21 protein-coding genes are annotated in these 23,831 nt (G+C 69.6%); 14 read left to right on the top strand and 7 right to left on the bottom strand.

Going from position 1 to position 23,831, the window contains the following annotated elements; translation table 11 throughout:
* Positions 1-12: 12 nt before the first annotated feature.
* From MWM08_RS22400 to MWM08_RS22390, 3 genes are read right to left on the bottom strand one after another with little or no spacing between them, the layout of a single operon-like run.
* Positions 13-642, bottom strand: a complete 630-nt coding sequence (locus MWM08_RS22400; RefSeq protein ID WP_244408721.1) for a DUF1345 domain-containing protein — start codon at positions 640-642, stop codon at positions 13-15.
* Positions 642-1,622 (bottom strand): threonine ammonia-lyase, encoded by a 981-nt coding sequence (locus MWM08_RS22395; RefSeq protein ID WP_244408720.1) that lies wholly within the window; start codon positions 1,620-1,622, stop codon positions 642-644. Before MWM08_RS22395 ends, MWM08_RS22400 begins: the two co-directional genes overlap by 1 nt.
* A complete protein-coding gene (locus MWM08_RS22390; protein ID WP_244408719.1) occupies positions 1,619-2,740 on the bottom strand; it encodes an NAD(P)/FAD-dependent oxidoreductase in 1,122 nt (373 codons plus the stop codon). The genes MWM08_RS22395 and MWM08_RS22390 overlap by 4 nt, the downstream gene beginning before the upstream one ends.
* A 160-nt stretch (positions 2,741-2,900) precedes the next feature.
* Between MWM08_RS22390 and MWM08_RS22385 the strand changes: the two genes are divergently transcribed.
* The 6 genes from MWM08_RS22385 (at position 2,901) to MWM08_RS22360 (ending at position 9,316) form a co-directional block, all read left to right on the top strand.
* Positions 2,901-4,262: an ABC transporter substrate-binding protein gene (locus MWM08_RS22385; protein WP_244408718.1), complete on the top strand. Its 1,362-nt coding sequence runs from the start codon at positions 2,901-2,903 to the stop codon at positions 4,260-4,262.
* A 196-nt stretch (positions 4,263-4,458) separates the two neighbouring features.
* Positions 4,459-5,292, top strand: coding sequence for a carbohydrate ABC transporter permease (locus MWM08_RS22380; RefSeq protein ID WP_244408717.1), 834 nt, complete (start codon positions 4,459-4,461; stop codon positions 5,290-5,292).
* Positions 5,292-6,191, top strand: coding sequence for a carbohydrate ABC transporter permease (locus MWM08_RS22375; RefSeq protein ID WP_244408716.1), 900 nt, complete (start codon positions 5,292-5,294; stop codon positions 6,189-6,191). The genes MWM08_RS22380 and MWM08_RS22375 overlap by 1 nt, the downstream gene beginning before the upstream one ends.
* 100 nt (positions 6,192-6,291) lie before the next feature.
* The gene (locus MWM08_RS22370) at positions 6,292-7,392 is read left to right on the top strand and encodes an ABC transporter ATP-binding protein (protein ID WP_244408715.1); all 1,101 of its coding nucleotides are present in this window, start codon (positions 6,292-6,294) and stop codon (positions 7,390-7,392) included.
* On the top strand, positions 7,393-8,151 hold the full coding sequence (locus MWM08_RS22365; RefSeq protein WP_244408714.1) for an SDR family oxidoreductase: 759 nt from the start codon (positions 7,393-7,395) through the stop codon (positions 8,149-8,151).
* Positions 8,152-8,242: 91 nt separating this feature from the next.
* A complete protein-coding gene (locus MWM08_RS22360) occupies positions 8,243-9,316 on the top strand; it encodes a malate/lactate/ureidoglycolate dehydrogenase (RefSeq protein ID WP_244408713.1) in 1,074 nt (357 codons plus the stop codon).
* Here MWM08_RS22360 and MWM08_RS22355 read toward each other — a convergent pair whose 3' ends face one another.
* A complete protein-coding gene (locus MWM08_RS22355; RefSeq protein WP_244408712.1) occupies positions 9,317-11,149 on the bottom strand; it encodes an ABC transporter ATP-binding protein/permease in 1,833 nt (610 codons plus the stop codon).
* Positions 11,146-12,003 (bottom strand): NAD(P)-dependent oxidoreductase, encoded by an 858-nt coding sequence (locus tag MWM08_RS22350; protein WP_244408711.1) that lies wholly within the window; start codon positions 12,001-12,003, stop codon positions 11,146-11,148. The genes MWM08_RS22355 and MWM08_RS22350 overlap by 4 nt, the downstream gene beginning before the upstream one ends.
* 268 nt (positions 12,004-12,271) lie before the next feature.
* Here MWM08_RS22350 and MWM08_RS22345 point away from each other — a divergent pair, with 268 nt between their 5' ends.
* The 8 genes from MWM08_RS22345 (at position 12,272) to MWM08_RS22310 (ending at position 21,991) form a co-directional block, all read left to right on the top strand.
* Entirely contained in the window at positions 12,272-13,171 is a 900-nt protein-coding gene (locus tag MWM08_RS22345; protein WP_244408710.1) for a TauD/TfdA dioxygenase family protein, read from the top strand.
* Complete coding sequence (locus tag MWM08_RS22340; protein ID WP_244408709.1) at positions 13,171-13,956, top strand: fumarylacetoacetate hydrolase family protein; 786 nt, start codon at positions 13,171-13,173, stop codon at positions 13,954-13,956. The genes MWM08_RS22345 and MWM08_RS22340 overlap by 1 nt, the downstream gene beginning before the upstream one ends.
* 4 nt (positions 13,957-13,960) lie before the next feature.
* The gene (locus tag MWM08_RS22335) at positions 13,961-15,043 is read left to right on the top strand and encodes an Ldh family oxidoreductase (RefSeq protein ID WP_244408708.1); all 1,083 of its coding nucleotides are present in this window, start codon (positions 13,961-13,963) and stop codon (positions 15,041-15,043) included.
* Positions 15,044-15,154: 111 nt separating this feature from the next.
* A complete protein-coding gene (locus MWM08_RS22330; RefSeq protein WP_244408707.1) occupies positions 15,155-16,345 on the top strand; it encodes a hypothetical protein in 1,191 nt (396 codons plus the stop codon).
* Positions 16,338-17,279, top strand: coding sequence for a DUF6384 family protein (locus tag MWM08_RS22325; protein WP_244408706.1), 942 nt, complete (start codon positions 16,338-16,340; stop codon positions 17,277-17,279). The genes MWM08_RS22330 and MWM08_RS22325 overlap by 8 nt, the downstream gene beginning before the upstream one ends.
* A gap of 13 nt (positions 17,280-17,292) precedes the next feature.
* The gene (locus MWM08_RS22320) at positions 17,293-18,840 is read left to right on the top strand and encodes a hypothetical protein (protein ID WP_244408705.1); all 1,548 of its coding nucleotides are present in this window, start codon (positions 17,293-17,295) and stop codon (positions 18,838-18,840) included.
* 70 nt (positions 18,841-18,910) lie between these two features.
* Positions 18,911-19,924 carry a TAXI family TRAP transporter solute-binding subunit gene (locus MWM08_RS22315; RefSeq protein WP_244408704.1) on the top strand — a complete coding sequence of 338 codons (1,014 nt, stop codon included), beginning with the start codon at positions 18,911-18,913 and terminating at the stop codon, positions 19,922-19,924.
* An 18-nt stretch (positions 19,925-19,942) separates the two neighbouring features.
* On the top strand, positions 19,943-21,991 hold the full coding sequence (locus tag MWM08_RS22310; protein WP_244408703.1) for a TRAP transporter permease: 2,049 nt from the start codon (positions 19,943-19,945) through the stop codon (positions 21,989-21,991).
* 99 nt (positions 21,992-22,090) lie between these two features.
* Here the strand turns inward: MWM08_RS22310 and MWM08_RS22305 are convergent, their stop codons facing one another.
* On the bottom strand, positions 22,091-22,861 hold the full coding sequence (locus MWM08_RS22305) for an SDR family NAD(P)-dependent oxidoreductase (protein ID WP_244408702.1): 771 nt from the start codon (positions 22,859-22,861) through the stop codon (positions 22,091-22,093).
* Positions 22,861-23,817, bottom strand: coding sequence for a D-2-hydroxyacid dehydrogenase (locus tag MWM08_RS22300; RefSeq protein WP_244408701.1), 957 nt, complete (start codon positions 23,815-23,817; stop codon positions 22,861-22,863). Before MWM08_RS22300 ends, MWM08_RS22305 begins: the two co-directional genes overlap by 1 nt.
* Between the last annotated feature and the right edge of the window lie 14 nt (positions 23,818-23,831).

Here is a 23,831-nt window from a genome sequence, read left to right as displayed (position 1 = left end):
ACAAGCCGTCCGTCAGCCCGCCGCGCTGCCTGCGAGGAGGTTGACGGCGACGCCGAGGATGGCCGCGTTGAACGCGAACGACGCCAGGCCGTGCGCCAGCACCATGCGTCGCATCGCCGGGGAGGAGGTCGTCACGTCCGAGACCTGCGCTGTCATGCCGACGGTGAAGCTGAGATAAAGGAACTCCAGCCAGTCCGGCTCCTTGCCGCCGGGGAAGTCCAACCCGCCCTCCGCCAGCCAGTAGGCGTGCGCGTAATGCGCTGCGAACAGCACGTGCAGATACAGCCAGGACAGCGTGATCGTCGCGACGCCGAGCGCCATCGCATGCGCCGGGCGCGGGCCACCGCCGCCGATCTCGCTCACAACACCGAGCAGCGCCGTCAGGGCTGCCATGAGCGAGGTGCCGAGGATCGCCCAGCGGCTGTCCTCAAGCAGCGCCGCCTGGTGGCGCAGCCGCGCTGGCGGCGTGACGGCCAGGTGCCGCAGCAGCAGCACCGTATGCGTCGCGGCGCCGGCGCACCAGCCGAACAGGAAGGCGGCGCGCGGCGAGACGCCTGGGACCAGGGCCGCGATGCAGCCCGCGGCCAGCAGGACGGCCAGCGCCACGACCAGCGATGGGCGGTGCCGCAGCCTCAGGCGCATCAGGCCGCCAGCGCGCGGGCGAAGACCCCCGGGTCGACATTACCGCCGCTGACCACCACGCCGATCACGCCGCCGCGTGCGGCGACGCGACCGGCCAGCACCGCCGCAAGCGCCACTGCCCCGCCGGGTTCCACCACGATCTTGAGGTGTTCGAAGGCGAAGCGCATGGCGCGCAGCACCTCGGCTTCCGTCACCACCACGCCGCCGGCCAGGTGGCGGTGGTTGATGGCGAAGGTCAGCGCGCCGGGTTGCTTGGCCAGCAGCGCGTCGCAAAGCGGGCTGCCGGTGACGCTGTTGGGCAGGCGGCGGCCGGCTTCCAGCGACCGCTTCGTGTCGTCCCAGCCCTCGGGCTCGACAGCCCAGACCTCGGCCTTTGGCGCGAGTGCCTCGAGCGCCAGCACGCAGCCGGCGATCAGCCCGCCGCCGCCGGTGCAGACCGCGACGGCATCCGGCACCAGGCCGAGCGCGCCGGCATCCTCGATCAGTTCCAGCGCCACGGTGCCCTGGCCGGCAATGACATGCGGGTGGTCGAAGGGCGGGATGACGGTCGCGCCGCGCTCCGCTGCAAGGCTTGCGGCCAACGCGTCGCGATCGACGCCGTGGCGGTCGTAGGGGACGATCTCCGCCCCCCAGCGCCGCGTGGCGGCGACCTTGATCGCGGGCGCGTCGGTCGGCATGGCAATGGTCGCCTTCATGCCGAGCATGTGCGCCGCGGCGGCGCAGGCCTGGCCATGATTGCCAGAGGAATGCGTCACGATGCCACCGCGCCGCGCCTCGGCATCGAGCAGCAGCGCGGCATTGGTGGCCCCGCGCAACTTGAAGGACCCGGTGCGTTGCAGGGGTTCGGGCTTCACCAGGACGGTGGCGCCGGCGATCTCGTCCAGCAGGCGATGGCGCAGCAGCGGCGTTTGCACGATGCGCCCGGAGAGCCGTTCGGCGGCGGCGCGGACATCGTCGAAGGTCGGAAGGGTGTCGGTCATGCGGCGGCCTTGCGGGCGAAGCGGAGCGGGTCACACAGCGGCACCGCGGCGGCGAGCGCGCCGGGGTCGCGCCCGTCGACCAGCGCGGCAAGCAGCATGCCCGCCGCAGGTGCGGTCTGCATCCCGTAGCCGCCCTGGCCGACCATCCAGAAGAAGCCGCGCTCGGTCCCTTCGCCGACAGCTAGGCCACGGTCGGGCGTGAAGCTGCGCAGGCCGGCCCAGCGGTGTTCGATGCGCGCCACGGGGATGTCCAGCGCCTGCTGCATGCGGTCGATCGCGACGGCCACGTCGTATTCGTCGGGCTGTGCGTCGCAGGGGGCGGAGTCGGTCTCGTCGGCGGGGCTGACCATCAGCTTGCGGCGGGCCTCGGCGCGCACGTACCAGCCGTGGTCGGCATCGCCGAGCAGCGGCCAGTCGGCGCAGTCGTGCTCGCCCGGGTCGATGATGCAGGCGGTGCGGCGCTTGGGCTGCAGGCCGATGGGATCGAGCCCGGCGATGCGCGCGACCTCGTCGCCCCAGGCGCCGGCGGCGTTGATGATGACGGGGGCGGTGAAGACGGCGCCGGCGCTGGTTTCGGCGTGCCAGGTGCCAGCCTGGTGCCAGATGCGCCCGGCGCGCGCGCGCAGCGCCAGCGTGCCGCCGGCGGCGCGCGCCTGGCGCAGGAAGCCCTGGTGCATCGCGGCGACATCGATGTCGAAGCAGTCGGATTCGATCGCGGCCATGGCGGCGTAGCCGGGGCGCAGCGCGGGGACCATGGCCTGGACCTCGGCCACGGGGATTTCGCGCATGTCGTCGCCCTCGGCGATCATGGCGCGCAGGTGGTGCACTTGGTCGGCCGGCGCGAGATGCACCACGGGGCGCGGGCGCATCAGCGGCGCATCGGCGAAGCCTGGCGGCGGCGATTCGAAGAAGGCGCGCGACGCGGCCGTGAAGATGCGCGCATCCGGGCTGCCGTAGTTGCGGATCCAGATGGCGGCCGAGCGCCCTGTGGCGTGGTAGCCGGCGCTCTCCTCGGCTTCCAGCAGCGCGACACGGCGGGTGACGGAGAGATGCGCGGCAGCCGTTGCGCCGGCGATCCCGGCGCCGATCACGAGGGCGTCGAAGGCGTGGGTGTCCATGGCGCGCGAGCCTGCGCCGCCGGCGTGAAACCGACAAGACGGCCGCTTATGGATCGTAAGCCTGTTGCCATGCGCGTTTCACCCTGCCTAACCTTGCCCCATCCGAGAAGCGGGCTCGTCGGCGAAGCCTGTCCCCGGGGAGAGAACGGAAGGGAAAGCGATGTCCAATAACGGGATCACCCGGCGCGGCGCGATGCGCAGCGGGGCGGGTGTGGTTGCGGCAGGCGCGCTCGGCGCGCCCATGGTGCATGCGCAGGGAACCGCGGGTAGCCTGCGCTTCGCCTTCTGGGATCACTGGGTTCCGGGTGCCAATGGCGCGCTGCAGCAGCTCGCGCAGCGCTGGGGCGAGCGCAACCGCGTCAACATGACGCTCGACTTCATCAACACAACCGGCAACCAGCTGCAGCTGACCATCGCCGCGCAGGCGCAGTCGCGCAGCGGGCATGACGGCATCAGCCTGCTGCCGTGGGATCCGGGCACCTATGCCAGCCAGCTGGAACCCTGCGACGACGTGATGGGGCGCCTTGTCGCGAAGTACGGCGCGGTCAACCCGGTCGCCGAGTTCCTGGGCAAGCGCGAGGGCGCCTGGCGCGGCGTGCCGGCCACGGCCGGCACCCAGACCAAGCCGGCCTGCGTGCGCTTCGACCTGCTGCAGCAGCATGCGGGCATCGACATCCGCGCCATGTGGCCCGCCCGCAACGAGCGCGGGCCGACCGCCGACCAGTGGACCTGGGACACCTTCCTGCGCGCCGCCGAGGCCTGCCACCGCGCCGGTGTTCCCTTTGGCCTGCCGATGGGCCAGTTCACCGACGCGGTCGACTGGGTGGGCGCGCTGTTCATCTCCTACGGCGCGCGCATCACCGACGAACGCGGCAACCCAACGATCCGCGGCAACCAGGAACTGCGCCAGGCGATCGACTACGCGGTGCGCCTGTCGCGCTTCCTGCCCAACGATGTCTGGGCGTGGGACGATGCGTCGAACAACCGCGCGCTGATCTCGGGGCGCTCGGCGCTGATCTTCAACCCGCCCTCGGCCTGGGCGGTGGCGAAGCGCGATGCGCCGCAGGTGGCGGAGAATTGCTGGACCGTTCCGATGCCGGCCGGCCCGCGCGGCCGCTACCTGGCCTACCTGCCCTACATCACGGGCATCTGGGCGTTCGGGCGCAACAAGACCGCCGCCAAGGCGTTCCTGGAATTCATCTCGGAGCGCGAGAGCGCGGAACTCTGCTCGACCATGTCGCAGGGCTACGATATCCCGCCCTTCCTGAGCATGTCGGACTTCCCGGTGTGGGAACGCGAAGGGCCGCCGGTCGGCACGATCTTCAACTATCCGCTGAAGGCGCACCAGCAGGCGACCTACTCCATCGCCTTCTCCCCGGCGCCTCCGGAACTGGCGCAGCAGATGTACATCCGCGCGCTCAACACCCAGGTGATCGCGCGCATCGCCCAGGGTGGCGAGAACATGGAGACCGCGCTCGGCTGGCTCGAGCGCGAGATCACCAACATGCGCCGCGGCGGCTGAACCGCGCCCGCGCGCCGGGTCCGGCGCGCGGCGGCGGGGCGGCGGGGCAAACCCTCGCCGCCCGGTGCCGGCAGACGCCTTCCCGGGGACGAACGCAATGGCGGATGGCAGTTTGGTGATGCAGGGCGCGGCCGCGCCCATGGGCGGCTCGGCGCTGCGGCGTTTCGCGCGGCGGCGCTCGACCGTTGCGTTCGTGATGACGTTGCCGCTGATCCTGGTGATCGGTGGCCTGGTCGCCTGGCCGGCTGGCTACGCGATCTACTTGTCCACGCTGAACCGCCGGATGACGGAATTCATCGGGCTGACGAATTTCGAGATCCTGCTCGAATCCGACAGCTTCCGGATGGTGATCTTCCAGTCGGTGTTCTTCGCGGTCACCGCGGTGATCCTGAAGGCGCTGATCGGCTTCTGGCTCGCGCACATGCTGCACCACATCCCCACCAAGGGGCAGCGCAAGTGGCGTGGCATGCTGCTGGTGCCTTGGGTCATCCCGCCCGCGCTGTCGACGCTCGGCTGGTGGTGGATGTTCGACCCGTCCTATTCGTCGATCAACTGGCTACTGAACATCTTCGCGGTGCCCTCGGTGCCCTGGCTGGGTGAGCCCTGGTGGGCGCGCATCAGCGTCATCATCGTGAACGTTTGGTACGGCGCGCCGTTCTTCATGATCATGTACCTGGCGGCGCTGAAGTCGGTGCCCGAGGCGTTGTACGAGGCCGCGGCGATCGATGGTGCGACGTCCTGGCAGCGGCTGCGCTACATCACGCTGCCGATGATGCGCAACATCATCTCGATCACCGTGCTGTTCAGCCTGATCGTGACCTTCGCCAACTACGACATCGTCCGCGTGCTGACCAATGGCGGGCCGCGCGACCTCACGCATGTCTTCGCATCCTATGCGTTCCAGGTCGGCATCCTGGCCGGCAACATCCCGCGCGGGGCGGCGGTCAGCCTGTTCATGTTCCCGATCCTGGGCGTGATCGCCTTCTTCGTGCTGCGCGGCATCAACAAGCGGAACCGGGAGGAAGCGTGATGTCTGCCAGCATGGCACCGCAGGCGCATCCGCGCGGCATCTTCCACAAGGCGGGCAGCCTGCGCGCCGAACGGCGGTGGGCGCTCTGGAGCGCGTACATCTCGCTGGTGATCGCCGCGATCATCATGCTCGCACCGCCCTTCTACATGCTGCTGACCAGCATCAAGACCAGCGCCGAGATCGCCGACCTGTCGGGCAACCCGTGGTGGGTGAACGCGCCGACCTTCGAGAACTACTGGGCGCTGATCAACAACCCCATGTTCCGCGGTTTCTTCTACAACAGCGTGAAGGTCACGATCGCGGTGGTCGCCATCTCGATGGTGATATCGGTGCTGGCGGCCTTCGCGCTGGGGCGGATGCGCTTCTGGGGCAGCCAGTTCCTGGCGACCGGCGTGTTCCTGACCTACCTGGTGCCGGACACGCTGCTGTTCATCCCGCTGTACCAGATCGTGGGCGGGCTCGGGCTGCTCGACAATGCCTGGGGGCTGGTGCTGGTCTACCCGACGCTGACGGTGCCCTTCTGCACCTGGATCATGATCGGCTACTTCGCGTCGATCCCGAAGGAACTGGACGAGGCGGCGCTGATCGACGGGGCCAACTGGATGCAGATGCTCACGCGCATCTTCATCCCGGTGGCGCTGCCGGGGATCATCGCGGCGACCATCTTCGCCTTCACCGTCTCCTGGGCGGCCTTTGTGTATCCGACGGCCTTCATCACGTCGCCATCCGAGATGCCGATGACGATCGGCGTGGTCAGCCAGCTGATCCGCGGCGACACCTTCGCCTGGGGGCAACTGATGGCCGGCGCGCTGCTGGCGGCACTGCCGCCGGTGGTCGTCTATGCCTTCCTGATGGACTACTACATCGCCGGGCTGACCGCCGGCGCGACAAAGGGGTAGTGGCGCGCGCAAGCGCGCGACGGGCTGACAGCCGTCCGATCGTCGGAGCGCAGGATGGCGCGGAGACGTGAATCGGCCGGCTCAAACATAGGGACACTCCATGGCGCAGGTTTCGCTTCGCAAGGTGATCAAGGCCTATGAGGGCGGTGTCCAGGCGGTCAAGGGCATCGACCTCGAGATCGCCGACCATGAATTCGTGGTGCTGGTCGGCCCGTCGGGCTGCGGCAAGTCCACCACGCTGCGGATGATCGCGGGGCTGGAGGAAATCACCGACGGCGAGATCGCGATCGGCGGCACCGTCGTCAACGATATCCCGCCGCGCGACCGCGACATCGCGATGGTGTTCCAGAACTACGCGCTCTATCCGCACATGTCGGTCTACGACAACATGGCCTTCGGGCTGACGCTGCGGAAGTTTCCGAAGGCCGAGATCGACCGCCGCGTGAAGGAAGCCGCGCGCATCCTCGACATCACGCCGCTGCTCGAACGCAAGCCCAAGGCGCTGTCGGGCGGGCAGCGCCAGCGCGTGGCGATGGGCCGCGCCATCGTGCGCGACCCCAAGGTCTTCCTGTTCGACGAACCCCTGTCGAACCTCGATGCCAAGCTGCGCGTGCAGATGCGCACCGAGATCAAGAAGGTGCACCAGACGGTCAAGACCACGACCGTGTATGTCACGCACGACCAGGTCGAGGCGATGACGCTGGCCGACCGCGTGGTGGTGATGAACCACGGCGTGATCGAACAGGTTGGCCCACCGCAGGTGCTGTACCACACGCCGGCGACGCGCTTCGTCGCGGGCTTCATCGGCTCGCCCGCGATGAACTTCCTGCCTGCGAAGCTCGAGGAGATGTCAGGCGCGTTGCGCCTGCACCTGCCCGGCGGCATGAGCGTGGACGTGCCCGACGCCCGTACTGCGCGCTACAGGTCCTATGCCGGCCGTGACGTGGTCTTCGGCATCCGCCCCGAGCACCTGACCGACGACAAGCCCACCGACAAGACCAACCCCGCGCCCATGATCCTCACACCCGAGGTGATCGAACCCATGGGCATGGAGACGCTCGCGCACTTCAAGCTCGACGGCGCCGAGCTCACCGCGCGGCTCGATCCCGCGACGCCGGCCGAAGTCGGCCAGCCGCTGCGGCTGATCGCGCACATGGACCAGATGCATCTGATCGACCCCACCACCGACAAGGTCATTTGAATGAAGCGCCTCGAGGGTAAGTCCGCCTGGGTCACCGGCGCGGGCAGCGGCATCGGCCGCGCCATTGCCATCCTGTTCGCGCAGGAAGGGGCGAAGGTCGCCCTGACCGGCCGACGCGCCGCACCGCTCGAGGAAACGGCGGCGATGATCGGGGGCGCTGCCGTGGTCGTGCCGGCGGACCTCACGAACGAGACGCAGGTCGCCGCTGCCCTCGCGAAGGTGGAATCCTCCATCGGCGGGCCCGACATCCTGGTGAACAATGCCGGGGCGAACCTGCCGAAGCGCTACCTGCACCAGCTCACGCCCGAGTCGATCCGCACGCTGGTGGATGGCAATCTCACCGCGCCGTTCATGACCTCGGTCGCCGTCCTGCCGGGCATGCGCAAGCGCGGCGGCGGGCACCTGATCCAGGTCGCCTCCATGGCGGGCAAGAACATCTCGTTCCTGTCGGGGCCGGGCTATACCGCGGCGAAGCACGGCTTCGTCGCCCTCAGCCAGGCGATCAACCAGGAGAACGGGATCCACGACATCCGATCCTGCTGCATCTGCCCGGGCGAGGTGGCGACCGACATCCTCAAGAACCGCCCCGAACCCGTGCCGGCCGAGGATATCGAGCGCCTGCTGCAGCCCGAGGACATCGCCGCCATGGCGCTGTTCGTCGTCACCATGCCGCCACGCGCCAACATCACCGAGATGCTGGTGACGCCCACCTACATGCGACTGCTGGCGCCGCAGGCGAGAAAGATCGCGGCGATGTAGGGCAAGGTCGGGGGAGGGAACTCCCCCGAACCCCCTCCTTTTTCTGAAACCTGGGAACTGACTGCCAAGGTCAGTGAAACTGCCGATGCACATGCACCACATTCCTGTCGATGCGCTCACCGGGCTGGTGCGCGACGTGTTCCTTGCAGCGGGCTGCGACGGGGCGGAATCGAACCGCATCGCCACGCACTTGGTGGGGGCCAACCTGTCCGGGCACGACAGCCACGGCGTCGTGCGCGTGCCGCGCTACGTCGAATGGCTCGAGGCTGGGTACGTCGTGAAGGGCCAGACGGCGGAGGTCGTCACCGATGGCGGCGCCTTTGCGCTGGTCGACGGCAAGTGGGGCTTCGGACAGACCGTCGCACCGCAGGCCGTCGCACTCGGCATCGCGCGCGCGCAGCAGCATGGCGTGTCGGTCACCGCGCTGCGCAACGCCGGGCATATCGGACGCGTCGGTGACTACGCGGAACAGGCGATTGCCGCGGGGCTGATCTCCATGCATTTCGTCAACGTCGCGGGCAGCGTGTTGGTCGCCCCCTTCGGCGGCGTGGAACGGCGTTTCTCCACCAACCCCATCGCGATCGGCGTGCCGCTGCCGGGTCGTCCTCTGGTGCTGGATTTCGCGACGTCGCTGGTGGCCGAGGGCAAGGTGCTGGTCGCATCCAGCGGCGGCAAGAAGCTGCCGGAAGGCGCGCTGATCGAACCCGATGGGCAGCTCTCGACCGACCCACACACGCTCTATGGGGCCTACGACGCGGTCGGGCCGCGCAACCCGGCGAACGGGCAGGGCGCGATCCGCGCCTTCGGCGAGCACAAGGGCTCGGGCCTCGCCTTCATGTGCGAGATGCTGGCCGGCTGCCTCACCGCCGGCGGCACCTCGGGGCCGGTCAGCGGACGCGGGCGCATCGCCAACGGTATGCTCTCGGTCTTCCTCTCGCCGCGCCACTTCGGCACGCAGGCCGAATTCGAACGCATGGGCCTCGCCTATGCCGATTGGATCGCGGCCTGTCGCCCGGCGGACCCTGCCGCGCCGGTGCTGCTGCCCGGCGAACCCGAACAGCAGCGCCGCGCCGAGCGCACCGCGGGCGGCGTTCCGCTGCCCGACGAAACCTGGTCGAACATCCTGGCGACCGCGACGCGGCTCGGTGTGAAAAGCCCGCCCTGATCAGCCCATGTCGCGGTGCTCGTAGCCGCGGCGCAGCCAATCCACCAGCGGCAGCGGGCGGCGCCGGGGCTGGGTGGCCGCCTGGCGGCGCGCGTGGATCTCGTGCAGCAGTACGTCGCCGCCCGGCAACCGGCGCAGCGTCAGCCGGCGCGTGAAGCGCTCGGCGGCGCCGGGGTGACGGCCGAGCACCAGCAGAGCGGATTCCGGCAGGGCGGTGGCGATCAGGTCGACCATGCGGTCGGCTTCCGTCGGTTCGAGCGCGGTGGTGCTGTCGCCCAGCAGGATCCAGCGCGGCCGGTGCAGCAGCACGCGCGCGATGGCCAGGCGCTGCAACTCCACGCTTCCGAGCGCGCCGTCCCAATCGGCCGACTCCGCGAGCCGGGGCACGAGTGCATCGAGCCCGACGGCCTCGAGCGCCGCGGCCGCGAGATCGGCGGGGAACCCGGCGGCTGCCTCGGGAAAGATCAGCGCATCGTGCAGCGGGCCCTCGGGCAGGTGCGGCTTTTCTCCGATGGTCGTGACATCCGCATCGGGCGGCAGGTCGACCACGCCGCGCCCCCAGGGCCAGATGCCTGCGAGCACACGGAACAGCGCCTGCGCAGCCTCAGGGTCGCCGTCCACCAGCACGCGCTCGCCAGGTGCGACGTGCAGCGTGATGTCGGACAGCAGCGCCGTCCCGTCCGGCGCGGCGACGCACAAGTCCCGTGCGCCGAGCCCGCGGCCCGCGCTGCGGTCGAGCATGATCGCGTCCGGCCCGGCGCGCGCGGCCTCTGCCCTGACCACCTGCACCGCTTCCTCGAGCGATAGGACGCGTTCCACCGAGGCGCGCCATTCCGCGATGCGCTGCAGGTTGTCGACCGGCCAGGAGAGCGCCGCCGTCACCTGCTGGAAGGCCTGCGCGATCTGCATGACGCCGCCCAGCGTGATGGTGCCCGCCATGTAGCGCGGCGTCGTCACCAGGATCGGGAAGACCGGCGCCAGGGTGAGGTAGCCGGCGGAGAATCCGGTCAGCCGCGACAGCCCCTGCGTCTGCGCCGCCCAGGCCGGGCGGATGCCGTCGAAGAGCGTGGCGATGCGGCTGCGTTCGCGCGCTTCCCCGCGGGCGAGAGCGATGGGCTCCGCGGTCTCGCGCGCACGCACCAGGCCGAAGCGGAAGTCGGCCTCCCGCGTCTGCCGCAGGTCGGTCGCGCGCACCAGCGGACGGCCCAGCAGGAAGGCCACCACCGAACCCGCCGCGGCATAGCCGAAGGACAGCGCCACCATGTGCCCGGGCATGTCGAAGCCGAGCACCGTGACACGCCCGGACAGCGTCCAGAGCAGCCCGACGAACGTCACGAGCAGAAGGATTGCGTAGAGCAGGCTGTGCGCGAGGTCGATCGCGTATTCGGTGACGATGCGGATATCCTCGGCGATGCGCCCGTCGGCGTTGTCGTGGTCGCCGGGGATCTGCGCGATCTGGTAGTGGCGCGCTTCCTCCATCCATTCGCCCACGACGCGCTGCGTGAGCCAGGCGCGCCAGGCGATGTTGAGGCGCCGTCGCGCCACCATGTGGCAGGCGTTGGTCAGCATGGCGCCGGCGACAATGGCGGCGAAGACGCCGATCTGCGTCAGGAAGCGGTCCATCGAACGCCGTTCGAGCGCATCGAAGAAATCCGCGTTCCACAGATTGAGCCGGATCGCGAGCGCCACCTGCGCCGCCCCGAGCAGGCCCAGCGCCAGCGTCCAGCCGCGCGCCTGCCAGCGCTGCGGCCCGATGCGCCAGAACGGGTCGGCCAGGCGTAGAAAATCGCGGAAGAAGGCGGTCCTCCCGCTGTGCTCCGGCGGGCCGGTCATGCCGGCGGCGGCGCGGCACCGTCGAGGAAGGCGCGCAGGGCCGCGATCTCCTCGGCCGCCGCGGGATCGGCCAGGCGTGCATAGAGCGACGAGGCGCCGCCGTAGATCGCGCTGGCCGCGGGGTCATCGCGCGCGAAGTCCGCGATCTCCTGCATCTCGCCCGCCCAGCGATAGGCCTTGTCGTACATCGACGGGACCATGCGTGCGAACCAGGTGGCGAGCGCGGGCTGGCTCGCGGCAATCTCGCTGCGCAGCGCATCGGCGGCGCCGGCGCGCGTTGCCGCCAGCATCATCGCGGAGCCGATCGCGACCAGACCTTTGGTGATGCCGGCATAGGACATCTTGAGCGCCGAGGCCGCACCGATCGGCCCGGAGAGCAGCCGCAGGTCGATACCGCGGTCCTGCAGCAGCGCGACGAAGCCGGGCGCGGCGGGGCCCGAGGCATAGACGACCGGCCCGGCATAGTCCGCACGCGGTGGCCCGCCGATGATCCCGGCATCGACAACGGGCAAGCCATGCGCGCCGACCAGACCGGCGAGCCGCTCCATGGTGTCGGGGCTGATCGCGTTGCAGTCGACATAGATCGGTGGCACCGGCGCGGCCGCCAGGATCGGCGCCAGCGCCTGTGCGGTCGCAAGGGCCTCGGCAGGCGGCAGGATCGACAGGACGGCAGCGGCCTGCGCGAGGTCCGCGCGCGGCACCGCAATCATGCCTGCGGCGGCGGCGCGCGCGGCGCTCGCGCCGCTGCGGCCTTCGAGGCAGGTCAGCACCGTCACGCCATGCTCGACCAGGCGGCGCGCAACCCCCGCGCCCATCGCGCCCTGTGCGACTATCGCCACGATCGCCTTCGTCATCTGCCTGTCCCTTCGCTTCCTGGTCGATTGCCTCGGTGCGCGCCGCGCAGTCGAACCGCTTCCGCTCGCCCCGGTTCACGGCAACGCGTCTAGCCGTCTGTTTTCACGAGCATAAGCGCCCGATCAGATGATTTCATCGGAGCGGGATCTGCTCTAGCCTTCCGCCAACGGGGCCACCATGCCCCGGCGGGACAGGAACGTCATGCGTCGGCCGCGGCCGGCGCGCTGCGCTTTCGCTTCCCGCACCCACCGGAAGGAAGACAAGCGCATGCCCACCATCCGTCCGACCAGCGGCGTGCTCGGCGCCAGCGTCACCGATATCGACCTGTCACGCCCGATGGATGCGGCGGACTTCGCCACCATCCTGCGCGCGCTCGGGCGATTTGGCGTCCTGTGCTTCCCGAACCAGCTGCTGGAACCGGCGGCGCTGCGGGATTTCTCGCGGCGCTTCGGGTCCATCCAGACCTCGCTCTCCGGCAGGTTCCAGGACCCGCAGGTCCCCGAGGTCGGCATCCTGTCGAACATCGTCGAAGACGGGAAGCCGATTGGCCTGGCCGATGCCGGGCAGGATTGGCACACGGACATGTCCTATCGCGACACCATGGGCTTCGTGAACGTGCTGAACGCGCACAAGGTGCCGCGGCGTGATGGCCGCGTTCTGGGCTCGACCGTCTTCGCCAATATGCATGCCGCCTATGACGCGCTGGACCCGGCGCTGAAGGCGCGGCTCGAGACCGCCACCGCGACCCATGACTTCAACAAGTTCTGGGACATGATGGTCAAGCGCGGCACCGCCAACCGCAAGCCGCTGACGCCCGAGGAACGCGCCAAGCGTCCGCCGTCGGTGCATCGGGTGTTCCTCACGCATCCGGTCACCGGGCGGAAGGTGCTCTACTGCAACCCCGGCTACGCGGTGCAGATCAATGAGCTGGACGAGGCCGAGAGCGATCGCGTGCTCGAAGCCCTGTTCGAGCACCAGCTACAGGACCGCTTCCTGCACACGCATCAATGGACCGAGGGCGATCTGCTGATCTGGGACAATATCGGCACGCTGCACAACGCCATCCCGGACTACGGTCCAGACGAGCATCGGCTGATGAAGCGCTGCCAGGTCATGGCCGACAAGGTGTTCCAGCCCGGCTTCATCCAGCAGGCGCTGGCCGCCTGATGCGCTGGATCCGCTTCACGGCCGAGGGCCGCACCGCCTACGGCATCCTGGAAGGCGACCGCATCGCCGAAGTCGCCGGCGACCCGTTCCGCGGCCACGAGGCGACCTCGCGCTGGCACGACCTAGCGGCCGTGAAGATCGAGGTACCGGTCATCCCGCCGACCTTCTATTGCGCCGGCCTGAACTATGTAGACCACGTCAAGGAAGGTGCGGCGAAGCGCGGCGAGGTGCCGAACATCCCGACCAAGCCCGACATGGGCTATCGCGCGGCGAACGCACTGATCGCGCATGGCGAGACTATCGTCATCCCCGCCGATGCCACCGAGAAGGTGCACTACGAGGGCGAACTCGTCGCCGTGGTGGGCAAGAAGGCCAAGCACCTGACCGAGGAGAACGCGCTCGACTGCCTGCTCGGCTGGACCATCGGCAATGATGTCAGCGAGCGCACCTGGCAGAAGGCGGACCGTACCTTCTGGCGGTCCAAGAACACCGACACCTTCAAGCCGATGGGCCCTTGGATCGAGACCGACTTCAACCTCGATGCCGCCGAGACCATCGTGCGCCTGAACGGCAACATCACCACGCGCTTCCACACCAACCACATGCTGTTCGGCGTGGCGAAGTTCATGGCGACCATGACGCGCAACGTCACGCTGTATCCGGGCGACATCATCTGGTGGGGCACGGACGGATCCTCGCCCGACCTCAGGCATGGCGACGTGGTGGACATCGAGATCACCGGCCTCGGCCACCTGACCAACCCCGTCATCCGCGAAGGCGCCTGAATCCGTGAATGTTCCGCATGAGCGCGTGCGCGCGCAGATCGAGGCCATCCTGCAATCCTGGGGCATGGCCCCCGACCTGCTCGCTACCACCGTCGAGGCGATGATCGAGACCGACCTGCTCGGCGTGGACAGCCACGGCATCTCGATGCTGATGACCTACGAGAAGCGCGTGAAGGACGGTTCGCTGAACCTCCAGGCGCGCCCGCGCATCGAGAAGCAGAATGCCTGCACGGCGCTGGTCGATGGCGGCGCGGGCCTCGGCCATCCGGTCTCGGCCTTCGGGATGAACCTGGCGGTGGACAAGGCGAAGGAGGCCGGCGTCGGCATCGTCGGCGTGCGCAACTCGCATCATTTCGGCGCGGCGGGCGTCTATGCGCGCATCGCCGCGCGGCGCGGCGCCATCGGCATGGTCACGTCGGCGACGCGCGGCGTGACCATGGTGCCGACGCGTGGCGCGGCACCGGTGCTCGGCACCAACCCGATTGCCTTTGCCGCACCGGCGAAGCGCCATCCGCCCTTCGTGCTGGACATGGCAACGACGACGACGGCGGCCGGCAAGGTGAAGGTGCATGACCTGAACGACCGCCCACTTCCCGCCGGCTGGGTGCTGGACGCCAAGGGCCAGCCGGTCACCGACCCGAAGCAGGGCTTCGACATCGTGTTCAACCGGCCGGATGGCGGGCTGTCGCCCCTGGGCGGCACCGCCGAGATGGCGAGCGCGAAGGGCTACGGCCTGGCGATGATGGTGCACATCCTCGGCGGCACGCTGGTCGGCTCCTCCTTCTCGCCGATTCGCAACCGCACGCAGAAGCCGGGCGACCCGGACGATATCGGCCATTTCTTCATGGCGATCGACCCCGCCGCCTTCCGCGCGCCGGGCGACTTCGAGGACGACCTGGACGATGTGATCGACGTGCTGCATGCGACACCCGCTGCCGACGCGTCGAAGCCGGTGCTTGTGGCGGGCGATCCCGAGGAAGCCGAGCGCCAGCGGCGCCTGCGCGACGGCATCCCGGTTCCGGCGACGCTCGCTGCGTTGATCCGGGGCATCTGCGAGCGGTCCGGCGCGGCCTATACGCTGTCCTGATGGGCGGCCGCCGGCGGACGGGCCGGGCGCTGCACGATGACCGGCTGACTCGACCCGCCTGGACGGGATAAGGTGGGGCACCAGGAACGCCCGGCCAGGAGACCAGCCAGCATGAGCGAAACCGCCGTCACCGTGCAGCCCATGCGCTACCTCGACAAGGCGATGGGCGCTTTGCGCGACCTCGGCCTGCCCATGCCGACGCAGAATGCCGAGGAAAGCCCCATCACCGGCCTGCTGTCCAAGATCATGGAAGTGGATGCGGATCGCGTCACGCTGATCGCCCGCGTGCTGAACCAGGCGTCCAATTTCAACGAGGTGGTTCGCGAGCAGATCAAGGCGATGGAGGTGGGCGAGCGCTACCAGACCATCACCAACGCCTTCAACTCCATTCGCGACGATGCCCGCGGCATGGTCGCGCAGATGGAGGACGGCAAGATCTCCACCATGGAGCGGCTGTCGAACATCTGGCAGAAGGCGACGCGCGGCGACATCGCCTCGCGCTTCAACACCATTCGCGACACCTATCTGGAAGTGTCCAAGGACACCAAGGAGAACATCGACCGCGAGCACGCCATCCTGGAGGCGTATCGCGACTTCCGCGGTGCGCTGAAGCAGGCCGAGGTGCTGGCGCTGGAAGTGCTGAAGTCCGGCGAGGCGCGGCTGGCTACCGCCAAGGCCGCGACGGATGCCGCGGTGGCCGCAGCCGAGGGCGCCACGGCGATGGAGCCCGCCGAGCGCGCCAAGCTGGAGCTCGCCCGTGACGAGGCGCTGCGCCACCTGCAGGCCGAGGACGGCAAGTACCAGATCGCCAAGGACCTCGCGGACAACCTGACGGTGTCCTACAACACCTCGGAAGTGATCATGGCGCGCCTGGTGCAGATCACCACCGCGAAGGAACGCGTCTACCAGCAGTCGGTGTCCTTCTTCTCGACCAACGAAGCGGTGCTGACGGCGCTGACGGCCTCCTTCACCGGCATGCACGGGCTGCACGAGAGCACGCGCACGCTCGAACAGATGAAGTCCGGCGTGAACCAGTCGCTGGAAGTGCTGGCCGAGATCGGCGGCAAGGTGCAGGAAGCCGCGCTGCGCGCCGGCTACGGCCCGACCATCCAGGCGGACGCGGTGAAGAAGCTGGTGGAATCGGTGGTGAACTACCAGGAGCGTTCGATCGAGATCATCGACGAGATGCGCACCGCCGCCACGCAGAACAGCGACGAGATCCGCCGGTCGGTCGAGGACGCCAAGCAGCGGATGGCCAAGCTCGCGCAGCGCGCCACCGTGGTCGCCGCGACGAATGGCTGAGACGCGCGCGGGCGCGCCCGCGCCCGCATTGGACGAGACTATGCTCGCGATGGACGTGGTGGACACGATCCGCCACGCCGATCGCGTGGTCGAGCGCGAGCTGGAAGGCCCCGGCCGACAGGCGCGCCTGCGCGAACGCCTGCGCGAGATCTATGCCTCCCAGGGTATCGAGGTCGCGGATCATGTGCTCGATGCCGGCATCACGGCGCTGGAACAGCAGCGCTTCGCCTATACGCCGAAGGGTGAGGGCTGGAAGCGCAGCGTCGCGACCGCCTGGGCCACGCGCGCACGCTGGGGGCGTTTCGCGCTGGCGGGTTTCGGCGTGCTGGTCGTGGCGTTCGGCGTGTACCACTTCACCGTCTCGGCGCCGCGCGCGCGCGAAGCGGCCGCGATCGCCCGCGAATTGGAGACCGAACTGCCGCGCGCGCTGCGCGCCGAGCATGACCGCGTGCTCGCCGGCACGCAGGAGGCGGCGCCGCGCGCGGAGGCTGCGCGACTGTTGGCCGAGGGCGAGGCCGCCGCGCGCGCCGGCAACCTGACCGAGGCGCGTGCGCGTCGCACCGCGCTGAACGACCTCGCCGCGCGGCTCGCGAGCGCCTACACCGTGCGTATCGTGAACCGGCCGGGCGAACCGTCTGCCGTGTGGCGCGTGCCCGCTGCCAATCCGCGCGCGCGCAACTACTACCTGGTGGTGGAAGCGGTGGACCGCGACGGACGCCCGGTGGAGGTGCCCATCATTAGCGAGGAGGATGGTCGCGTCGCCCGCGTCTCGCGCTGGGGCCTGCGCGTGCCGGAAGCCGAATTCGAACGCGTGCGCCGCGACAAGCTGGCGGACGGCATCATCGACCAGCCGGTGATCGGCCAGAAGGTGGCGGGCAGCAGCGCGACGAACTGGACGGTCCAGACCAACGGGGGGGCGATCCTGTCATGGTGAGCGGCGTCAAGTCATGGTGAGCGGCGTCGCCGTCCTGCAGGAGATGGACCAGCGCTTGGCGGAGGCGCAGCGCGAGGCCTCCGCCGCGCAGACCCAGGCCGACACGCTCGCGGCGCGGCGCGAGGGCCTGCGCAGCGAGGAAGCCGACGCGCTGCGCGACCTGGCGCGCCTGCGTGTGCTTGAGATGGCGGACGGAAAATCCGCCCTGGACGCGCTCGATGCCGCTGGCGCGCAGGTGCAGGCCAGCCTGCGCCGGCGCGCGGGCGAACTCGAAGCCGCGCAGCGCGCGGTACTCGACGCCCGCGACGTGCTGATGGCCGCGGAGGCCAGGCGCGATGCCGAGGCCGTGCGGCACCGCGCACTTCAGGAGGCCGAGGCCGCCGCCTTGCGGGCCGCGGATGCAAAGGCGGCCGAGGATGCCGAGTACCGGCGCCTCGCGACCACCGCCGAGGAGGCGGAACGCACCGCGCAGCATGCCGAGCAGAAGTCCGGCTTCGCCGAACGGGACTTCGAGGAGAAGGGCCGGCCCTTCCGCGCCGATCCGCTGTTCGCCTATCTGTGGGATCGCGGCTACGGCACGGCGCGCTACCGTGCCTTCCCGCTGGTCGCGATGATCGATGGCTGGGTCGCGCGGCTGATCGAATTCGAACCCGCACGCCGGTCCTACCAGCTGCTGTCAGAGCTGCCGCCGAACATGGTGGCGCATGCGCAGCGCATGCGTGCCGCGGCCGATGCGGCGGTGCGCGCCATGGTCGAACGCCGCCGCGTCATCGCCGGCCTGCCCGAGGGCGATGCGCGCCCACCGATCGACGCGCTCGAAGCTGCCGAGGATGCCGTCGAGGCCGCGCAGGCCGCGTTGGCCGCGGCCGAGGCAAAGCGCAGCGCGCTCGCCTCCGGGGAGGATGCCGATTCGCAGGCCGCCATCCGCGCCCTGGAAGCCGCGATCGGCGCGCGGTCCCTGCGGACGCTGCGAGAGGAGGCCGCCCGCACGCCTACGCGCGACGACGACGCGATCGTCGCGCGACTCGAAATCGCCGCGGCGGAGCGCGCGCGCATCGAACGCGACCTGGCGGATGCGCAGGCGCAGGCCGAGGGTGCGCGGCGCCGCTTCACCGAGATGCAGGCGCTGCGCACCGATATGCGCACGCGCGGTGTCGAGCGCAGCGAATGGGGCTTCGCCAGCGGCGCGTTGGTGGGTGCGCTGCTGAGCGAGGTGCTGCGCGGCGCGCTCTCGCGCGACGGCTTCTGGGACCGGATGGAACGGCAGCGCGTGCCGGATCGTACGCAGGGCACGGCGCATCCCGGCCCCTGGGGCAACTCGCTACCGGGGCCCTGGGGAAAGCCGGCGCCGGGGCCGTGGCACACCAACCCGCAGCCAAGTGGTGGCTGGTGGGGCGGCGAGGATGCCGCGCCCTATTGGGACCGCGGTGGCAAGCAGGCGGGCAGCGCCGGGCCGAAGGGCGGCGCCTGGGGCACTGGCGGCGGTACGACTGGCGGCGATTTCCGGACCGGCGGCAAGAGCGATTCGGGCGGCGGATTCCGCACCGGCGGATCCTTCTGACCAGGGCGGGTTTCCCGCCCTCGCCGCTTCAGGATAGTCTCTCGCCGCTTAACGAACCGGGAGACGTGCCATGACGTACCGCCGCAGCATTCTTGCCGCCGCCACCGCGGCCGCCATTGCCCTACCGGGCGCCGCCTTCGCGCAAGCGCCGCAATTCTTCCGCATCGGCACGGGCAGCGCGGGCGGCACCTATTATCCGATCGGCGGCATCATCGCGAATGCCTTGTCCTGCCCGCCCGGCGCGGCGTGCAACACGGCCGGCGCGACCGATGGCATCCCGGGCATGGTGGCCGTCGCGCAGGCCACGCAGGGCAGCGTGCAGAACGTGGCGATGGTGCAGGCCGGCAATGCCGAGGCCGGCTTCGCCCAGTCCGACGTGACCCACTGGGCCTATACCGCGACCGGCCTGTTCCAGGGCCGCCCGGCGCAGAACCGCATCCGCTTCGTCGGCCACCTGTTCCCCGAGCACATCCACGCGGCGGTGCGCCGCGACAGCCCGATCCAGACCTTCTCCGACCTGCGCGGCAAGCGCATTGCGATCGGCCTGCAGGCCTCGGGCGCGCGCATCGGTTCCGAGCTGATCCTGTCGGCCTATGGCCTCACGGCGGGCCAGGGCTTCACCGCCGAATACCTGAACCAGGCCCAGGGCACCGAGCGCATGCAGGACCGCGGGCTGGACGCCACCATCACGGTGGTCGGCTATCCGGCGGCGGCCTTCACCGAATTCTGCTCGCGCACCGGCTGCCGCTTCCTGCCGGTGCCGGAAGCCGAGGCCGCCCGCGTGATCGAACGCGCGCCCTTCTACGGCCGCGGCGTCATTCCGCGCACCGCCTATGAAGGCCTGACCGAGGACGTGCCGACGCTGACCGTCGGCGCCGTGCTGGTGGTGCGCGACAGCCTGCCGGACGACCTCGTGTACAACATCACGCGCGCGCTGTGGTCGGACACGACGCGCGGGCTGCTCGACCGCGGCCATGCCAAGGGGCGCGAGATCGTGCGCGAGAATGCGCTGCAGGGTCGCGGCGTGGTCCCGTTCCATCCCGGCGCCGAGCGGTTCTACCGCGAAGCCGGCATTCTTCGCTGATTCCGTAGAGGCAGGGCCGTGTCCGCATCAGATCCCAGCGGCACGGCCGCCCCTTCCGGCCGCGCGAAGCTCGACCTCGACGCGGCCGCCGAACTCGAAAAGAAGTACGACACCGAGGTTTCCTTCCGCGACCTGCATGGGCCGACTGCGATCTTCGTCTCAGCCATGCTGGTGGCGCTTTCGGCCTTCCACTACTACACGGCCGGCTTCGGCATCCTGACCGAGCACTGGCACAAGTCGATTCACCTGGCTGCGGTGCTCGGCCTCATCTTTATCATGTTCCCCACCAAGCACGAATTCGGCCCGCGCATCGGCAACGTGCCGGTGACGGACTGGATCCTGGCGGCGCTGGTCGCGGCGTCGTGCTTCTACCTGCCGCTGGTGTTCGACGAACTCACCTTCCGCATCGGCATGCCGAACCTGCCCGACATGATCATGGGCACGATCATGATCGTGCTGGTGCTGGAGACGACACGCCGCGCCATGGGCTGGGTGCTGCCCGCCATCGTGATCGTGTTCATCCTGTACGGGCTGTTCGGCAACAACCTGTCGGGCGTGCTGGCGCATCCGGGGTCGTCGTGGGAGGCCTTCCTCAGCCACGTGTATCTCACGCAGGAAGGCATCTTCGGCATTCCGGTGAAGGTGGTCGCGACCTTCGTCTTCCACTTCGTGCTGTTCGGCGTGCTGGCCACGCGCATGGGGCTGGGGCAGTTCTTCATCGACATCGCGTCGATCATCGCGGGGAAGTATCCGGGCGGGCCGGCCAAGGTGGCGGTGGTGTCGTCGGCGATGTTCGGCAGCATCAGCGGGTCGTCGATCGCAAACACCGTGACCACCGGGTCGCTGACCATCCCGGCGATGAAGCGTGTGGGCTACAAGCCGCATTTCGCCGGCGCTGTGGAAGCCGCCGCCAGCGCGGGCGGGCAGATCACGCCGCCGATCATGGGGGCGGCTGCCTTCGTGATGATCGAATTCCTCGAGATTCCGCTGACCACGCTGCTGATCGCCGCCGCGGTGCCGGCCGCGATGCATTTCTGGGGCGTCTTCGTGCAGGTGCATTTCGAGGCCAAGCGTCTCGGCCTGCGCGGTATGGACCCGAGCGAGATTCCCCGCCTGTGGCCGACCATCCGCGATGGCTGGCCCACCGTGATCCCGCTGGTGCTGCTGGTCTATGTGATCATGCAGGGCTACACGCCCTACCTTGCGGCCTTCACAGGCATCAGTGCCTGTATCGTCGTGGGCTTCCTGAACCCGCGCAATCGCATGACGCTGAAGGATCTGTGGGACGCCTTCGACATGGGCGCACGCTATGCGCTCGCGGTCGGCGCGGCGGCGGCGGCGGTCGGCATCGTGGTGGGCGTGGTCACGCTGACCGGTGCGGGCTTCCGCGTCAGCTTCATCGTGACGCAGGCGGCGGTGCAGACGGCGGAGTTCTTCCGCCCCGTCGTCGAACTGCTTCCCGCCAGTATCGGGTCCATGCAGGGCCTGACGCTGTTCATCACGCTTGTCTTCATCGCACTGATCTGCATCGCGATGGGCGCGGGCATCCCGACCACGGCGCTGTATATCGTGCTGGCGGCGATCGCCGCGCCCGCCGTGCAGCAGCTGGGCGTGCCGCCGCTCGCCGCACACCTGTTCATCCTGTACTACGGGATTCTTGCGGACCTGACGCCGCCGGTCTGCGTGGCGGCCTATGCCGCCGCCGGCATCGCCGGGTCCAACCCGTTCCGCACGGGGATCACGGCGTTCCGGCTCGGCATGGCGAAGGCGACGGTGCCCTTCGTGTTCGCCTATGCGCCGGTGATGCTCATCATGGTGGATGACTTCACGCTCAGCGCCTTCCTGTTCACCACCATCACCTGCGCCATCGGCGTGCTGCTGCTGGGCATCGGCATGACTGGCTATGCCTTCACGCATATGGGGCTGGCGTCGCAGGGCGTGCTGGTGCTGGCGTCGTTGCTGATGATCTCGCCCTCGGTGATGATGACCGCGGCGGGGGCGGTGATCGCGGCGCCTGTGCTGGTCATCAACTGGCTGCGCGCGCGGGCGCAGCCAGCGACCGCCTAGCGCACGCCCGATCAGGTGGAGTCACCTGATCGGGTCAGGATGCAGATGAACACGGAATGTTGGCGCGGCTGCCGCGCGCCGACGCGAGCGCAAAGGCCCCTAGAACAGCGAATAGCCGCCATCCACCACCAGGCAGTCGCCGGTGTGGTAGGCGGACGCATCGGAGGCGAGGTAGACCGCGAGCCCGCCGAAATCCACCCCGGTGCCCCAGCGCCGCGCCGGGATGCGCGGCAGGACGGCGGCGGCGAATTTCTCGTCCGCCACACTGCGCGCGGTCATCGGCGTTTCGATCCAGCCCGGCAGCACGGCATTGGCGCGGATGCCGTGCCGCGCCATCTCGACGGCCAGCGCCCGGATCATCGCCACCATCGCGCCCTTGGTTGCCGCATATTGCGTATTGCGCGCGGCACCCTCGATGGCCGCGAGCGACGCCGTACCCACCAGCGACCCGCCGCCGCCGCGTTCGGCCATGTGCCGCGCCGCCGCGCGCAGGGTGTAGAAGGCGCCGTCCAGGTTCACCCGCGTTACGCGGTGCCATTCCGCGCTGTCCAGTTCGGTGAACTTCATCTTGCGCCCATAGGTGCCGGCATTGGCAAAGCAGGCATCGATGCGCCCAAGCGCCGCGAGCGTCACGGCGAAGGCGGCATCCACCGCGGCTTCGTCGCCCACGTCGCAGAGTTCGGCATGCACCCGCACGCCATGCGCCGACAGCGCCGCCGCGGCCTGCGCGTTCTTCGCTGCATTCGTGCCCCAGATCGCGACATCGGCGCCGGCCCGCGCCAAAGCCTCCGCCATGCCGAGGCCGATGCCGGAATTCCCGCCGGTGACGAGCGCGACCTTGCCGGCCAGGTCGAAGGGCGCGTAGCCCATCAGTAGCCCGCCTGCCAGTCCACAAGCTGCGTCAGGGGCGCGCCGTCGACGAAGCGGCGGAGGTTGTCGACCAGCAGCGCCGCCACCATGGAATCGCGCTGCGGATGCAGCCCGCCGATATGGGGCAGGACCATGATCTTCTCCTCCGACCAGAAGGGATGCTCGGCGGGCAGGGGTTCGGTGCGGAACACGTCCAGCACCGCGCCGGCGATGGTGCCCGCGCGCACCGCGGCAACCAGGTCGGCATCGTTGATCAGCGCGCCGCGGCCAAAATTCACCAGCCAGGCGGACGTCTTCATCCGCGCCAAGCGTGCCGCGTCGATGAAGTTCTCGGTCGCTGGCGTGGCGGGCAGCAGGAGGACCACGAAGTCGCTCTCGGCCAGCACTTCGTCCGTGCGCTCGGGCCCGACCACCTTCGCGACATGCGGGATCTCGGCGACACCGCGCTTGGTGCCGATCACGCGCATCTCGAGCGCTGCCGCCTTGCGTGCCAGTTCCCCCCCGATCGCGCCGAGGCCGAGGATGCCGAGCGTCTGCCCTGCCAGCGTGGTGGACACCCGCCGTGTCCAGCGCGCCGCTGCATTGTCACCGACGATCGCCGCATAGGGCTTGGTGATGTGGAACAGCGCCCCGAGGATATTCTCGGGCATCTGCACCCGATGCGTCCCGCGCGCGCAGGACAGCGCGAGGTCGGCGGGCAGGTCGGCCCGCGCGAGCCAATGCTCGACCCCCGCCGTCAGGGCCTGCACGAAGCGTAGCTTCGGCATGCGCGCCAGCATGCCGGCCGGCGGCCCCCAGGAGAGCAGCGCCTCGGCCTCCGCCAGCTGCGCGTCGGTCGGTGTCGCGGCGCGGGCCAGCATCTCGATGCGCAGCCGATCGGCGAGCCCCGCCTCGGTGATCGCGCGCGCATAGGGCTCGGCCCCGTCGGTCCACAGCAGCAGCAGCGGCTTGGTCATCACTATCCTCCGTC

Origin of the sequence: Roseomonas fluvialis (assembly GCF_022846615.1) — a bacterium.
In the GTDB taxonomy this organism is placed as follows: Bacteria; Pseudomonadota; Alphaproteobacteria; order Acetobacterales; family Acetobacteraceae; genus Neoroseomonas; species Neoroseomonas fluvialis.
This window is presented reverse-complemented; position numbering and strand designations above follow the sequence as displayed.